Annotated in this window: 10 protein-coding genes; 2 read left to right on the top strand and 8 right to left on the bottom strand. The window is 68.2% G+C overall.

Features of this window, described 5'->3' with window-relative positions:
- Nucleotides 1-91 precede the first annotated feature (91 nt).
- From OHB49_RS01585 to OHB49_RS01550, 8 genes are all read right to left on the bottom strand, one after another.
- Nucleotides 92-367 (bottom strand): aromatic-ring hydroxylase C-terminal domain-containing protein, encoded by a 276-nt coding sequence (locus tag OHB49_RS01585; RefSeq protein WP_329157244.1) that lies wholly within the window; start codon nt 365-367, stop codon nt 92-94.
- Between the two features lie 153 nt (nt 368-520).
- Entirely contained in the window at nt 521-2182 is a 1662-nt protein-coding gene (locus tag OHB49_RS01580; RefSeq protein WP_329157242.1) for a glycoside hydrolase family 28 protein, read from the bottom strand.
- Nucleotides 2179-4149 carry a beta-mannosidase gene (locus tag OHB49_RS01575; protein ID WP_329157240.1) on the bottom strand — a complete coding sequence of 657 codons (1971 nt, stop codon included), beginning with the start codon at nt 4147-4149 and terminating at the stop codon, nt 2179-2181. Before OHB49_RS01575 ends, OHB49_RS01580 begins: the two co-directional genes overlap by 4 nt.
- 88 nt (nt 4150-4237) lie before the next feature.
- Nucleotides 4238-5803 carry a hypothetical protein gene (locus OHB49_RS01570; protein WP_329157239.1) on the bottom strand — a complete coding sequence of 522 codons (1566 nt, stop codon included), beginning with the start codon at nt 5801-5803 and terminating at the stop codon, nt 4238-4240.
- A gap of 17 nt (nt 5804-5820) precedes the next feature.
- Complete coding sequence (locus OHB49_RS01565) at nt 5821-7950, bottom strand: hypothetical protein (RefSeq protein WP_329157237.1); 2130 nt, start codon at nt 7948-7950, stop codon at nt 5821-5823.
- 4 nt (nt 7951-7954) lie between these two features.
- Entirely contained in the window at nt 7955-8842 is an 888-nt protein-coding gene (locus tag OHB49_RS01560; RefSeq protein WP_329157235.1) for a carbohydrate ABC transporter permease, read from the bottom strand.
- Nucleotides 8839-9813 (bottom strand): carbohydrate ABC transporter permease, encoded by a 975-nt coding sequence (locus tag OHB49_RS01555; RefSeq protein ID WP_329157233.1) that lies wholly within the window; start codon nt 9811-9813, stop codon nt 8839-8841. Before OHB49_RS01555 ends, OHB49_RS01560 begins: the two co-directional genes overlap by 4 nt.
- Nucleotides 9810-11186, bottom strand: coding sequence for an ABC transporter substrate-binding protein (locus OHB49_RS01550; protein WP_329157231.1), 1377 nt, complete (start codon nt 11184-11186; stop codon nt 9810-9812). Before OHB49_RS01550 ends, OHB49_RS01555 begins: the two co-directional genes overlap by 4 nt.
- 398 nt (nt 11187-11584) lie before the next feature.
- Here OHB49_RS01550 and OHB49_RS01545 point away from each other — a divergent pair, with 398 nt between their 5' ends.
- Both OHB49_RS01545 and OHB49_RS01540 read left to right on the top strand, forming a co-directional pair.
- Nucleotides 11585-12616: a LacI family DNA-binding transcriptional regulator gene (locus OHB49_RS01545; protein WP_329157229.1), complete on the top strand. Its 1032-nt coding sequence runs from the start codon at nt 11585-11587 to the stop codon at nt 12614-12616.
- A gap of 319 nt (nt 12617-12935) precedes the next feature.
- Entirely contained in the window at nt 12936-15521 is a 2586-nt protein-coding gene (locus OHB49_RS01540; RefSeq protein WP_329157227.1) for a glycoside hydrolase family 2 TIM barrel-domain containing protein, read from the top strand.
- Nucleotides 15522-15597 lie beyond the last annotated feature (76 nt).

Below are 15597 nucleotides of genomic sequence, written 5' to 3'. Positions count from 1 at the left end.
CACGGCGACCGTCCGACCTTGATGAGGATCTGTGGTGTGGCTTTCCCCGGGGGCGCTCAGACTTCTCGGTTGGTTGTGCGCTCAACGCCCCTCACGTCGTTCGCAGGTTTCCCGAACCGTTTCGGGCGGGTTCGGCAGCACCGAACCACCGCTGCGTGGCGGTCCGCAGGGCGTCCAGGTCGGCCGGGTCAGGACGGGGTGAGGCTGATGCCCATGCCACATAGCAGTCCGGGCGAAGCAGTAGCGCAGTGGCCACAGCGGGGGACCGGGGTTGTGCGATGACGATGTCCACCTGGTCGTGCCACTGAGCGAGCTCCCCGGCAATCGATGCTCGTAGCAAAACTTGCCGAATGTGCAAGATTGACATGACGGCAAGATTTCGTATGCGATCACCTCACTGCGCCGCTCGTCCTCGCCCATGGGACAGACGAGTCATGCTCCTCGGTGACGCCGGCGGCGCGACCGGTTGTCAAGCGGCAGACGCCGGCGGCGGCTGCCGCCCAGGTACCGGCTGCGCAGGTCACCGGCCAACGGGGTTGCCGTCCGAGATCACGCTGTCCGGTGCCGCCCCACCGGTGGTCTCGACCGCAGATGTGGCCCGCGACAGCTCGTTGCCCGCCAGGGCGATGTCCGCGGAGCGGACCCCACTGACCTTGAGGTAGACATCGGTGCCGTGCGGCGCCCGCGAGCCGCTGAGGAAGGCGTCCCGGGTGTCCCGCAGATCCAGCAGGGAGGTACCGGGGCCGGGGCCCGTACCGTCCAGCGTGTCCACCGAAAGACCCACCACGTCGTCCGCGACCAGCAGCGGACGCGGATCGAGCACCGTGGAGCGGATCTCGGTCCCGGAGAGCCGTATCCCGCGGGCGTGACGGACGTAGAGGCCGTAGGCGGGCAGGCGGCCGAACATCCGGGCTTCCGGATACTCGGCAATCTCCTCGGGGATGTCCCGCTCCACCCACTCGCGCCGGCCACCCTCGTCGGTGTCGATGCGAATCCCCGAGAGGACGACGTCCTCGACGGGCTGCTCTGCGAGCCCGGTGATCGAGGAGGTGAGGATCGCTCCGGTGGCGTCGATCCCTGAGATGCGGACCCTGCGCAGCCGGCCCGGTACCGGGTCCGGCTGCCCCCACCCCCGGTTGCCGAGCCGAATGAAGACAGGGGTGCGGGTGTTGCGCATCCGGATGTCGCTGACGGTGACGCCGTCCACCCAGCCCCCGTCGACCATTTCGATGGCGATGCCGGAGATTACGCGCTCGTTGAGCGGCACATCGCGGTTGTAGATCACTGAGTTGGTGAACGTGATGTCCTCGAAACCGCCCCGGGTCGCGGTGCCCAGCTTGAAGGCGTTGCAGCAGCAGGACAGTACGCAGTTGGTGACGACGACGTTCCGGGTGACCCGGAGATCACCGTAGGGGTTCTCACTCTTCAGACAGATCGCGTCGTCCCCGGTCTCGATGTCGCAGTCGGCGATGAACACGTTCTGGCAGGCGGTCGGGTCGATGCCGTCGGTGTTGATGCCGTCGATCGGGTTACGGATGACGATGCCGCGGATCAGTACGGTGTCACAGGCGATCGGGCGCAGGGTCCAGCCCGGCGAGTTGCGCAGGGTGACGCCTTCGATGCGCACGTTCCGGCACTCCGCGAGCTCGACCATGGGCGAGGGGCGGTCATTGTTACCGACCGGCTTCCAGTTGTGGGTGACGACATCGGCCCAGAACCGGTCCGGCGGAGTGGGCGGCCGCCCGGACGGCTCCCAGAAGGCCGGGCCCTGACCGTCGATGGTGCCTGCACCCGTGATGGCGATGTCGGTCGCGCCCCGGGCGAACACCAGGTGCCGCTGACCCGCGTCGCAGTCTGCGGGCGGTCCTTCGTGCGGTGGGTAGTCCGCGAGGTCCGTACTGCCGAGGAGGACCGCCCCGGCCTCCAGGTGCAGGGTGACCCGGCTCCTGAGTTCGATGCCGCCGGACAGGTACGTGCCGGGCGGGAGGTGGGCGACGCCGCCGCCCGCGGCGTGCGCCGCGTCGATCGCTGCCTGGATCGCCCCGGTGTCCTTGTTACGGCCGTCGGCCACGGCCCCGAAGCGGCCCACGGAGAACACCGGCTGTCCCCACTCCTCCCGGTGTTCCCGGACCGCTGCAGTCGCCGGCCGGGCCGTGGCGGCGATTCGCTGTGACCCGGTCACGAAGCCACCGCCCGTGCCACCACAGCCCCGAACGGCTCCAGCACGACCTGCTCAGTGAGGTCCCGGCCGTCCAGTACGTCCTCCAGCCGGTAGCCGGCCCCGTCCGGCTCCGGGTGCACGGTGACCATGTCGCCGGACACATTGACCAGCCATACGTACCGCTGTCCCGAGGCGTGCACCAGGCCGTCGACATGGATCCGGGGATCGTCCACGGTGAGGAAGGGGCGCACGCCCGCCTGTGCCGCCAGGGCGCGGTAGAGGCGGTGCACCTCGTCGTCGCGGTGCGCGTCGGGCGTCGCGGACCCGAAGAACTCCACGGGGTACGTGGCGAGATGCACCGCGCCCCTTCCGTGGTCGCGCCGCACCAGCGCCGGGCGGCCCCGGCTGTCGCGGGCGACCACCACACAGTCGGCGGTCTCCTCGTCCAGGGGCAACATGGCCTGGGCGTCGATCGGTCCGGAGACCCGGAAGCGCAGTGTGTCACCGGCCTTGAGGTCACCCAGCGGCTCGGTGAACTCCCAGGTGACGACCGGATCGACCTGTTCGTTCAGACCGTACCGGAGTGTGTGCGAAGCGCCGATCAGCCGCTCGAGGGGCGGCCACCAGGCACCGCGGTGGGAACCGCCCGCGCCTGCGAACCAGGACAGGTAGACATGGCTGCCCTCGTGTGCCCAGTCCAGCAGCAGATCGAAAGTCGGTGCGGTCAGCAGCTTGTTGGAGGGGACGAGCACCAGACCGGAGCGACGCGGCGCGTCCAGTTCGCGGCTCAGGGCCGGGGTGAGACCGGCGGCCTTCGCCGCGAGGTACGCGTGGTGGCTCACCCTCGCGATCGCGGTCCGTTCCACGACCGACACCCGGGGGTGCTCCTCCAGGTGGGACGGGATCAGGATCGAGGTCTCGGTGTCCGGCCGGGCGCAGTTGTCGAAGTCGACCGCGTCGAGGAGGCGCCGGAAGGCGCCGATCTCGACCAGGGCGGGCTTCGGCGTGCCGTCGGAGCGGGTGATGCCGAAGCCCAACTCGAAGGGGCGGTGTCGGTAGGGGTCGACCGACTCCAGAGCGAAATCGGTGTTGTTCCAGGCGAGCCAGCCGGTGGTCCCGGCGAGCAGCGTGTGGTGCAGCACCTGCCGGTAGTAGTGGGCGGCGTTCCGCTCCGAGGACAACGACGCGGAGACGCCGAACTCCTCCATCACCACCGGCTTGCCGAAATGGCTCATCTCGCAGGCCCATGCCGCTGCGGTGTGCACCCGTACCTGGTCATCGCCCATCGGATAGGTGTGCGGGCCGACGAAGTCGACCAGGTCGTCCTGGCGCCGGATCCGGAAGCCGTTGTCCTTGCCGGTGGTTTCCATGGTCCAGGCGCCGTCACCCAGCGACACCGGCAGCCGCGAGCCCCCCGCGCGTACGGCCTGGGTGCATATCAGGCCCCAGGCCCGGACCTCGTCGGGAGTGGCCGGTCCCGCGAAGATCGGGAACTCGTTGCTGATCAGCCAGCCGGCGACCGCGGGGTCCGTGCCGATCCGCCGGACGATCTCCCGGATGAAGAACGCCTGCTGGCCCAGCATGAAGCCGTTCGTGTAGAGGTTGCGGCCCTCCCGCCATGGCACGTCCCAGTCCTCTCCGGACATGTGCCCGACCAGAAAGGTGGGGATGGTGGGCAGACCCACCTCCGCGCTGGTCCGCAGGAATTGCCGGTACCGCTCGACGAAGTCCTCGTCGATCCGGTCGGGGGCCGGGTGGAAGTCCGGCCAGAACAGGAACGACCGGGTGACGTTGGTTCCGTGCTCGCGCAGGGTGCGCAGTTCCTCGCGGACGACCTCGTCGTCGTAGTCCCGCCACATGAAGAGACTGCCGTGCCGTGACCAGTAGTTCGCTCCGAGCCAGGGTCCGGAGTCGAGTCTGGGAGCCGGCCGTGGCACAGCGGTGCTGCTGCCGGTCTCGGGGGTGGGGCGGGAACTGGAGTCGGTCATCTGCTCTCCGTTTCGTTCACTGGGTGACCGGCCCGGGTCGTGGCGGAGGCGGCCGCCACGGCCCGGGCCGGGTGGACGGGGCCGGGGGTCAGGCGGGCGGCGCCTGGAGGTGGACCGCCTCGATGCCGCGGTTCACCTCCCGCATGATGTCGAGCATGTGGTAGTAGGGCTGGTCCTGTTGGTTGGTCAGACCGACGTTGAACGCCTCGGTGGCCCCCGGCTTGCGGGTCACCGCCTGGTCGTAGGCGGAGAACCACGCGAAGCCGACGAAGGCCCGGCTCCCGGCCTGTGCCTCGACGAAGGCCCGGTACTTCTCCCCCCGGTCCTGCTGGCTGGTCGCCGTGGTCGCCGCGTTGGCCGCGGTCATCCCCCTCTCGGGGAACATGAAGGAGAACTCCAGGGTCAGGATCGGCTTGCCGTATCCCTCGTACTGCCGCAGGTAGTCGACGCTGGTCGAGTACCAGTCGAAGGAGATGGCGTCGAGGTGGTCGCGCCCGCCGACGTTCCACTCCGGGCTGGTACGCCAGGTGGGGACCAGGGAGCCGCCGAGGAACAGGTGGTGGGGGTCCTGCTTGTGGATCGCCTTGCGTACCTTCCTGAAGTACGTCTTCGAGGCCAGCGTGATGAACGCCGTGACGTCCGCGGCGGGTACCCGGGCGATGTTGATCGGTGTGTCCCTCAGGGCGTGGAAGGACTTCGCGTCGGTGCCGAGAACGACGTTGACCCGGTCCACGTCGTCGCCGTAGGTGTCGGCCAGGTAGCGCACGAAGGCGTTCTTGGCCGCGAGAGTGGAGTCGCGCTTGACCACCTCGGCGACCACGTCACGGCTCCAGCCGCGCTCGTTCTCGAAGAAGTACCCGATGAGCCACGGGTCCTTGCGGTTCGGGCGCAGATCGAAGGTGCGGTCGAGCTTGGCCGAGAAGTCGGGGTCGAACGGATCGATTCCCCACAGCACTCGGATCACGTCGGTGGGTGTCGGCGCCTGGGCGAGGTACGGCATGACGACTTCCGTGTCGAGAGTCCACTTGCCCTGGGCGTTGAACCCCCAGTCGATCATGCGCTTGGCGACCGTCTCGCGCCACTTCGGCCGGTAGTCGTCCCCGTACTTCCGTGCGAGGTTGGCCCTGAGGAAGCTCACGACGTGCCCCTTGTCGTCCTCGGTGTAGCAGGACGCGAACTGCACCGGGTCCGGCAGTTCCTCGAAGAGGTCGATGAGCGTGCCGTCCGGATTCTTCCACCAGGTGCCGTAGCCCCATTCCTGGGGGGAGAAGGCGTCGACGGCCTTGAGGATGAACAGGTGGCCGTCCGGGGTGACGAACCACCATCGGCCGTCGACCTGCTCCAGCCGGAAGTAGCCGGTTGCCTTGTGTCGTCCGAGCTCCTTCAGGCCGCCGTACCGGTCGTACCGGATCCGGTCCGGTGCGACATCGGCCAGCCGGGCGGCCTCCTCTGCGTACTCACTGCGCAGCTGCTCGTCCGAGACGACCTTGCCGGGCCAGTCCTGGTGGAGGTACTGCCCGTAGCGGTCGACCAGCCAGGTGTCGCCTGCGAGCTGAGCCGGCGCCTCCGCGTACGCGGGCGAGGCGAAGCGCAGGGCGAGCGATCCGGCGAGCGCGGCGGGAGCGCTGCTTAGGAGGGTGCGTCGCGAGATCATCGATCGGGCTCCTTTGCTCAGTCCGGGCACACGGACTGGGTGCCGGTGATGGGGAGGGGCGCATCATCGTGTCGCTGTTCCAGCTGCTGGTGGGTCTGCGCCATGACGTCGGTCATCGCGGTGTAGGGCTGGTCCTGCTGGTTGACCAGGCCGAAGTTGAAGTTCTCGCCGTCGGCCGCGCGACCGGTGATGGCCTGGTCGTAGTAGCTGAACCAGCCGGACCCCACGAAGACCGGGCTCTCGGCCTGTGCCCAGCTGAACTGCTGGTGCATGGTGCCGCGGTCGGCGATGTCGTCGGCGCGGACGGAGCCGTTGATGCTGCGCAGGCCCCGGCCGTGGACGTTGAACGAGTGCTCCAGGTTCAGCACAGGCGTGTCGTACGGTTCGTACGTGTCCAGGTAGTCCGCGCTGTTGCGGTAGACGTCGAGGGAGATCGCGTCCACGTACTCGCGCCCGCAGACCTCCCACGCCAGGCTGGAACGCCAGCCCGGCACCAGGGCGGAGCCGAGGAACAGGTGGTTGTCGTCGTACTTGCTGATGGCCGCCTGGACGGTCGAGTAGTAGGCCTTCGAAGCCTCGCCGATGAACTCGGTGCGCAGCGCGCTGTCACTGGGAACTTTTTCCGAGAGGTTCCAGGTCTCCAGGTCGTGTTGTGTGGCGCCCGGGGTCCCCAGCTTGTTGTTGGTCTCCGTCAGGCCGTAGGTGTCGATCATGTAGGCGACGAAGGCTGACTTGGCCGGATACCGGCCGAGAGTGTCTTTCAGTATCGCGGTCATGACGTCGTCGTCCCAGCCCCGTTCGTTGTCGAAGAAGTAGCCGATCAGCCAGGGACTGTTGACGTTCGTCCGGACGATGCTGGTTGTCGGACTCAGCTGCTTGTCGAGCTCCGTGGCGAATGCCGGGTCGAACGGGTCGATGGCGTACGGGGTGATGCGCTTCACATTGGCCGGCGCCGTGATCTGGCCGATCCAGGGCATCTGGAGGCCCCCGTCGCGGGACCACTTGGACTGCGCGTTGAAGCCCCACTTGATCAGGCGCTTCTTGGTGATGTCGCGCCATGGGGTCTCCCAGCCCGTGACGCCGTACTTGCGCATCAGGTTTGCCTTGACGAAGCTCATCTCCGTGCGGTCACTGCTGTAAGCAGCGGCGTAGGTTGCCTCGTCGGGCAGGGCAGAGAACTTCCCGAGCGGGTCGCCTTCGGTGTCCTTCACAACCGTGGCGTAGCCCCAGTCGGTGGCCGAGGTGGAGTCGACTCCCTTGAGGATGAACTTGTAGTCGTCGGGGGTGATGAACCACCACTTGCCCTGGACGTCCTTCTCCAGACGGAAGAAGCCGGTGTGGGTGGTACTTCTGCCCAGCGCCTTCACGCCGCCGTACTGGTCGTACGTGGTCGTGTCCAGCGTGACGCCGGCCAGCGCCGCGGCCTCGTCCGTGGCGTCCTGCTGCAGCTGCTGGTCAGAGGTCAGCTTGCCGGACCAGGTCCCGTAGAGGTACTGGCCGTGGACGTCGACCAGCCGGGTGGGGACGGATACCTCCGCATCCATCTCCTCCTGGGTGTACGGGTCCGGAGTCGGGTCGACGGTGCCGCTGCCGACGGTGAAGGTGACCTCGGAGAGCGGGAAGTGCAGGTACTGGTTGACGCGCGTCAGCTTGATGCGCACGAACCGGGCCTGCGCGTTGTTCATCGCGACCGTGCGCTGGTAGTCCAGCCGGCTGCGGTCCCAGGCTTCGCTGTGCGCGACGCGGTAGGCGGTGCCCGCTTCGGGCCGATAGGTGATCTCGATCTCGTCGAAGCCCCAGAATGTGTTCTTCGCCGTACTCGTGATCGAGATGCTGCTGAGCGGGCGGTCGTACAGCAGGTCGAAGACAACGGTCACGCTCTTGGGCGCGCTCGAGGAACCCTCCCATCCGACGCAGTCGGCGGTGTTGCCGTTGAAGAGCTTGCTGTCCTGGAAGGCGACCAGACGGTTTCCGACCGTGTCCAGGCACCCCGACGTGGGTGGGCTGCTGGAGTAGTAGTTCCCGTCGGTGACTGTTTCGGCCCGGGCGCGCTCAGCGCCCAGCAACTGTACGGAGAGGAGCGTCAGCAGCACCGCCAGCACCATGCGTAGCAGCCGGTGCTGCCGCAAGGTCATGCGTGCGGTCATGGGATCATCCCTTCAGACCGGTGAAACTGATTCCGCGGACGATGTGGCGCTGGAACACCAGGTACAGCAGCAGCGGGGGGATGATCGTGATGAGCATCCCGGCAATGACCTGGTTCTGTTGCGTCGTCTCGGCGAGTCGAGGCAGTGCGACCGACAGTGGCTGTGCGTCGGGGTCCGAGATGACGATCATGGGCCAGAGGAATTCCTTCCATGCGCTCATGACCGCCAGCAGGGACACGACCGCTACGATCGGGCCGGACATCGGCATGATGATCTGCCAGAACAGTCGCCAGGGTCCGGCTCCGTCGACCTGCGCCGCCTCGTGGAGTTCGCGGGGCAGACTGTCGAAGAACTGCTTCATGATCAGTACGTTGAAGGCGTGCGCTCCGGCCGGCAGCCACACCGCCCACGGGGTGTTGGCGATCGACCCTCCCGTGAGCGGCAGGTGGAGCACCACCAGGTAGAGCGCAACCAGTGAAGTGGTACCGGGTATGAAGAGCGTGGCGAGCACGGCGTAGTAGACGACGCGGCCGTACCGGGGGCGCAGCACCGACAGGGCATACGCGCCGCAGGTCGCCACCAGCAGTTGGAAGAACCAGGAGCCCCCCACCAGGACCGCCGTGTTGAGCAGATAACGGCCGAGCCTCAGATTTTCCCAGGCGGTGACGAGGTTGCCCCACTGGAAGACGGAGGGCCACAGCCGCAGTGGATCCTTGAGGACCTCCTGAGTGGGGGACAGGGCGCCCTTGACCGTCCACAGGATCGGCCCGAGTCCTGCGATTGCGACAGCTGTCAGAATGACGGGCTGGGAGATCCTCAGGATCCAGCGCACGGAAGGGCGGCGCCGGTCGGCCGCCGAGATCACGCCGCGGGATCCGTCGTCGTCGCTCATGATGTGCTCCACTTGCGGGTCAGGCGCAGGTAGACGGCGGACAGTACGGCCAACACCAGGGCGAGCAGCACGCTGAGGGCGGCGGCGGTCCCGTAGTCACCGTTGAGGAACGCGTACCGGTAGATCAGCAGAAGGATGCTCACGGTGGAGTCCTCCGGTCCGCCGTCGGTGAGGATGAAAGGCTCGGTGAAGACCTGGAAGGTGCCGATGATCTGGAGCAGCAGCATGATCAGGATGACTCCGCGCAGCTGCGGCAGGGTCACGTGCCATATACGCCGCCGGATCGATGCGCCGTCCAGCTCGGCGGCTTCGTACAGATCGGCCGGCACGCTGGACAGCGCAGCCATGTAGATCAGCGTGGTGCTGCCGGCGTTCGCCCATGTGGCTGCCAGCACCAGGCTCGGCATCGCGGAGGTCGCCGACTGCAGCCAGGGGTAGGGGCCGAGGCCGATGTAGCCGAGTACCTGGTTGAAGAGCCCGAAATCCGGGTCGTAGAACCAGCGCCAGAGCATCAGCGCAACAACCGGCGGGACCACCACGGGCAGGTAGATCAGCACCCGGAAGACCCCGCCCAGCCGCCTGAGTTCGGTGACCAGCATCGCCAGCATGATGGGTACCGGAAACCCGATCACCAGGGCCAGGACGACGAACCACGCGGTGTTGCGCAGCGTGGTCCACAGCAGCGGGTCGGTGAACAGGAAGTGGAAGTTGTCCAGGCCGACCCAGGTGGGCTGGTTCACCAGGTCGGTCTCCTGGAAGCCGAGGATGACGCTGCGGCCGATCGGCCACCAGGCGAAGCAGCCGAAGAGCAGCAGCAGCGGCAGCAGGAAGAGCAGCGAGGCAAGCCCGAAGCCGCGGCGGCGCGGCCTGCGGAGCGAGGCGGTGCCCAGGCCGCGACCGTCCGTCCGGGTGTCCGGCTGCTCCGTCTGCGGTGGGGCCGTGGCGCCACCGGCCGGCTGGACGATGGTCATCGCTGGGCCCGCTCCAGCGCGGGCACGGCCTTCTTCTCCGCCTTGTCCAACTCGGCCTGGGGGTCGGCGCTCTTGCGGGTGAGCACGGCCGCCACGGCGGTGTCCAGCGCGGCGTACACGTCCTGCGCGGCCACCGAGGGCTCGACGACGAACTCCTGCTGCTTCACACCGTTGATGAAGGGATCGAAGTTCTTGAGCGGGACCGTGGCGTGCTCGTTCCTGGCCGCGTCGACGGGTCCGCTGACGGCGGGCCGGTAGAGGGGAACGGTCGGCGTGCCCACCGGGATGCCGTCGGCGGCCTCCGCTTTCGCACGCGCGCCGGCTTCCGTCGGGTCGTGCTTGACCCTGAGGTAGTAGTAGTCGATCCACTTCACCGCAGCTTCGCGCTGGGCGGCACTGGCCTTCGGATTGATCACTGCCATCTTGCCGCCCAGCATGGTGGCCGACCGGCTCGCGGAGGGCAGAGCGGCGACACCGTAGATCTTTGGGTCACCGTTGTATTTGGTGATGTGTTCGACGTACGTGCTGGGTGTTGCCATCATCATGCCGATACGGCCGGCCGAGAACGACTTCTGGATCTCGCCCGCGTCCCGAAGCTGCTGGGTGCCCATGGAATCGTCCTCCCAGCGCAGCGCCTTGAGCCAGTCCAGGGCCTGTCGCACCGGTGTGTCATTGAAGGCCGCGACCTGCTTGCCGCCCTGCTCCTTCTCGATCTGGCCGCCGTACGTGTACGACATGGCGGTCAGCGTCCAGCCGCCCGTGTTGTTCGTCGTGGGCTGCGCGTATCCCGGCAGGCCGGTCTTCTCCGAGATCGCCTTCGCCGCCTGCCGGACCTCTTCCCAGGTCTTCGGCGGGTTGTCCGGATCGAGTCCGGCCTTCTTGAACAGCTCCCGGTTGTAGACCAGGGAGAGGGCGAACTCGCTGGTGGGCAGACCGTAGTTGTGCCCCTTGGTGTCCGTGCCCGGTGCCAGGGCGCGCTTGTCGAACTGGTCGGCACGCGGTAGCGCGTTCACCTGGTCGGTGATGTCCGCGATCTGGTGTCGGTTGATGAGGCCCTGAGGTTCGGTGAGTGGCACGATGAACGCCGTCTCGAGCTGGCCGCCGGCCAGTCGGGCGGCGAAGGTCTTGGCATCCCACACCGCCTCACTCGGCTTGACAACGATGTCCGGATTCGCCCGCTCGAAGGCAGCCACCTGGTCGGTGAACTGCTTGCGCAAGGTCATCTGGGTGGTCGGGGGCATGTCCGTCACCGTGATGGTCACTTTGCCGCCGGCGGCATCGCTGCTGGAGTCCGACGACGAGCAGGCCCCCGCGGTGACCGCGAGTATCCCCGCGGTACAGCAGGCGGCAAGTCTGGACCATGGTGTTCTCATCTTGATGACTCCTTGTCCTCGGCGCGCGGAATTTCGGCAAAGGGGTGCCCGCGGCGCGGATGCGCAGCGGGTGTGGTGAAGGAGTGGTAAGTCGGCCGCGATCTCGTCGGACACGACTCGTTGCCCGTCTGCCGGGTGGCTGACCGGGCGCTGCCAGTGGTGCGGCTCCAACTCACGCCGAAGTAAATCGGTTGAGTTGGGAGAGTAGTAAGCGGGTTGGGAAGGGTCAAGGCTTCCAACTCTGCGAATCTGTAATGTAGTTGACGGACCATTATGACTGGTATTGTCCAAATTGAACTGTGGAATCAAGGACTTGACGAAGCGTCAACGGTCTTCCCCTAGGGAAACCGGTATACCTGGAGGGGTCGCAATCGTTCGATGGGCGCTAACCTGAGCACGTGACCGAAGAGCAGCAGGACTCACGTCGGCGGCCGACGATCTCCGATGTCGCCACTCGTGCCGGGGTGTCCAAAGGCGCCGTGTCCCGGACGTTCAACGGGGGCAAGGGCATCAGCCCAGGCACCATGGCCAGGATTCGGGCCGCTGCCGCCGAACTCAACTGGACGCCGAGCACTGCGGCCCGCGCCGTCGGTGGTGGCCCCGCGCACGCCGTGGGGATGGTGCTCCGCCGGCCCACGGAACTCCTCGAACTCGACCCGTTCTTCCCCGCGTTCCTGTCCGGTGCGGAGAGCGCGCTCACCTCGGTGGGGTACGCGGCGGTGCTGCGGTTCGTCGACGACTCCCACACCGAGCGCGAGTGCTACGAACAGATGGTCGGAGAACGCCGAGTCGACGGATTCCTGCTGACCGACCTGCGCCACCGCGACCCCCGCTTCGAGTGGCTCAGCCAGCTGGGCACCCGGGCGGTGGTCGCCGGATCACCCGGCCGAACCTGTCCGTTCCCCTGGGTCAGCACCGGCGGCGCCGACCAGGTCCGCGAACTGACCCGCCACCTCATCGCCCAGGGCCACCGGAACATCGCCCATGTTTCGGGACTCCCGAGCCTGCGCCACGCCCGGAGCCGCCGTCAGCTGTGGGAGGACACCCTGGTGGAAGCGGGGCTCCAGCCCGGTCCCGTGGTGACGGGCGACTTCACCACCGAAGGCGGTGCGCAGGCCACCCGCGAACTGCTCGACAGGTCACCGCGCCCCACGGCGATCTTCTACGCCAACGACCTCATGGCCATCGCCGGGCTGTCCGTCCTTTCGGAGAACGGAGTGAAGGTCCCCGAGGAGATGGCCGTGGCCGGGTTCGACGACATCAGCCTGGCCAGCTACGTAACCCCCGCCCTGACCACGGTCCGCTGCGACTACCGCCGGATGGGGCAGATCGCCGCGCACACGCTGCTGGCGCAACTGCGGAACGAGGACGTGGCACCCCAGATCACCATCGGCGGCGAACTGCGGCTGCGGCGCTCCACCGGCGCGTGACCACTCCGGTCCGGGCCCGCCCGATCCGCCCACCCATCCGGCTCGGCAGAGGAGCAACACCTCATGCACACAGGAACCACGGGCTTGGACCGATCCGTCGAAGGGGGACCGCGATGACCGGTGACGGCCACTCCCTCCCACCGTGGCCGGCCCGGCGGCCACCCGTCGACGGGCCGCTGTCTCCCGGCGCCACAGGCCGAGTCACCGACGCTCCGGGCAGCCGGCACGTTGCCGTGGGCACCGAAGCCTCTCTGCTGCCCCCCGACGGGGGGAACGGCGGGCTCTCACGCCCGAAGGCGGCGCTGCGGTGGCGGGCCAGATGAACCATGACCGCACTGCCGATGCCCCCGCCGCCACGGACGCTCCCGCACTGTGCGCCGCCGCCCCCGATCCCGACGGGCCCGGGCACCAGATCCCCGCCGGGCGACACACCACCGACCTCGGCGGGATCTGGGATTTCACGACCGACCCCGAGGCGCCCGAGTGGGACGGACTGCCCGTACCGGGCAGCTGGGACGTGCACGACAGGTACGCCGACCACAAGGGCGACGCCTGGTACCGGCGGACCTTCGACACACCCCGACTCGGCGACACGCAGGTCGTCCGGCTCCACTTCGGAGCCGTCTGCCACACCGCGACGGTCTGGCTGGGCGGCACCCGGCTCGGCACCCACATCGGCGGATACACACCGTTCGAGTACGACGTCACCGAGCTGCTGACCACCGACGGCAGTCCCAACACCCTCACCGTCAGGGTCAACAACGACGAGGCCGTCGGCGCCGGCTGGATCTGGGGAGGAATATCCCGCCCCGTCGCCCTCACCGTCGACCCGGCGGTACGCATCGAACGGCAGCAGGTCACCGCCCACCCCGCACTCGTGGAGGGCACCGCCGAGGTGACCACCGAGGTCACCGTGTCCAATGCCCTCGACCACGACCGGACCGTACGCCTCGGCGGCACACTCACCGGTACGGAGGGCGGCGCGCTGAACTGCGGAACACTGCACCCCGAGCCGTCCGTCGGCCGGGACGTGACCGTGCCGGCCCGCTCCACGACGGCCGTCCGCCTGACGGCCGTCCTGCCCGCGGGTTCGTACGAACTGTGGTCCCTGGACCACCCGACGCTCTACCGTTCCACCGTCACCCTCAGCGAGGGCGACGAGCTTTCCTACGCCCTCTCCGACCGCTTCGGCATCCGCAGGATCGACATACTGCCGGACGGCCTGATGCTCAATGGCGAACGCATCCGCACCGTGGGTTTCAACCGCGTCCCCGGCGACCGCGTACACGGCGCCACGGAGCCGCCGGCCGTCATCCGCGCCGAGATCGGCCACATGAAGCGGGCCGGGGCGGGCATGACCCGCATCCACCACGTCCCGCAGTCGCCCGATCTCCTCGACCACCTCGACGAGGTCGGGATGCTCAACATCGCCGAGATCTCCCTCTGGGGACAGGGAGCCTGCCTCGACCCCGAGCGCTGGATCCCCGAGCTGCGTGAGATGGTGCAGCGAGACGCCAACCATCCCTCCATATTCGCGTGGTCCGTGGCGAACGAGATCAAGGGCACCGAGGAAGCGGGCCGGAACTTCGTCAGGGCGTTGATCGATCACACCCGCGCAGAGCTCGACGACTCACGCCCCCTGACGTATGTAAGCAACACCTTCGGCGAGATCAAGGGTCCGCAGGACGAAGCCCTTCAGTACACCGACTTCATCGCGGTCAACATGTACCGGGACTACACCGAGCGGCTGCAACAGCTGCGCATTCACTACCCGGACAAGCCGGTCTTCGTCAGCGAGTTCAGCAGCGACGGCTACACGTTCACCCCCGACCGGGAGAGCCTCGAGCACACCTCACGCCACGACGGCGGGATCCCGGCGGAGCTGTCCCGCCTGCCGTGGGTGATCGGGGCCTCCCGGTGGACCTTCGACGACTACCGCAGCCGCTTCCAGGGCAGCTCCGTCAACCAGCTCCGCGGGTGGGGCGTGCAGACCGAATGGGGTGGGCTGAAGCGCAGCTACGACCAGATGCGCGTCGCCTTCGCCCCGGTCGGAGCACTGTTCCTGACCACGGCGGACGGCGGCACCCGGATCACGGTCGTCCCACGGCGCGGGGGCGAGTTGCCAAGCCGCGTTCTGCGTGGCCACCGTCTGCACTGGCGTGCGGTGGACGCCTGCGGCGAGATCGTCGTCGAGCGGCGCGTCCCGCTGCCGGACATCATCCCAGGCGCCGCGCCCTTCAGCCAGGACATCGGATGGCGGACGGACGGGTGGCAGGGCGAGGAGGCCGTCACCGAGCACGTGGGGCTGATCGACCCGCAGGGGTACGAAGTCGCCGCCGCGGACAACCCTCTGGCCGCACCGGGCACCCCCCGCGTCGCCCAGATCGTTGCGGCTGACGGCGCCCTACGGGTGGTCTTCGACCATGTGACGGGAGCCGACTCCTACCGTGCCGAGGCGACGCAGGGGGGAACCGGCACGGCGACCCGTTCCCGCACCGTCCACAAGGATGGTCACGCGGACATCACGGGGCTGCTGAACGGAACCCCGTACCGGGTGCGCGTCTTAGCCGTCTGCGCGGCGGGCGAGACCGCCTCCGCGTGGAGGGCCGGGCTCACCCCCCGGGCGGACGCCGGGCCGCTGCCGCCGGATGCGCAGGTACTGAAACCCGTGCCCGGCGGCGCCGTTCTCCACTGGCGCGGAGCGGACGCGGACCGGGCCTATGCCATCGGGGCCGTCGACGCCCGCAGCGGTGAGCTGATCCGCACCTGGCCCACCACGCTCCGCGGCTTCAGCCGAATCGAGGAGCTGGGCTCCGGGCGCCAGGTGCGGGTCCGCATCCGCGCACTGCGCGCCGACGGTGTGGCCAGCGCCTGGTCGGAGTGGATGGAGGCAAGGACCCTGTAGGAACAGGTTCGCTGCGGCCGTGCCCAGAAAACCCTCCGGGCACGGCCACGCCTGCGCCCGACCGCTTGCGCGCGAC

This window comes from Streptomyces sp. NBC_01717, from assembly GCF_036248255.1.
Lineage (GTDB): Bacteria > Actinomycetota > Actinomycetes > Streptomycetales > Streptomycetaceae > Streptomyces.
Note: the sequence above shows the minus strand (reverse complement) of the source record. Positions and strands in the feature narration are given on the sequence as shown.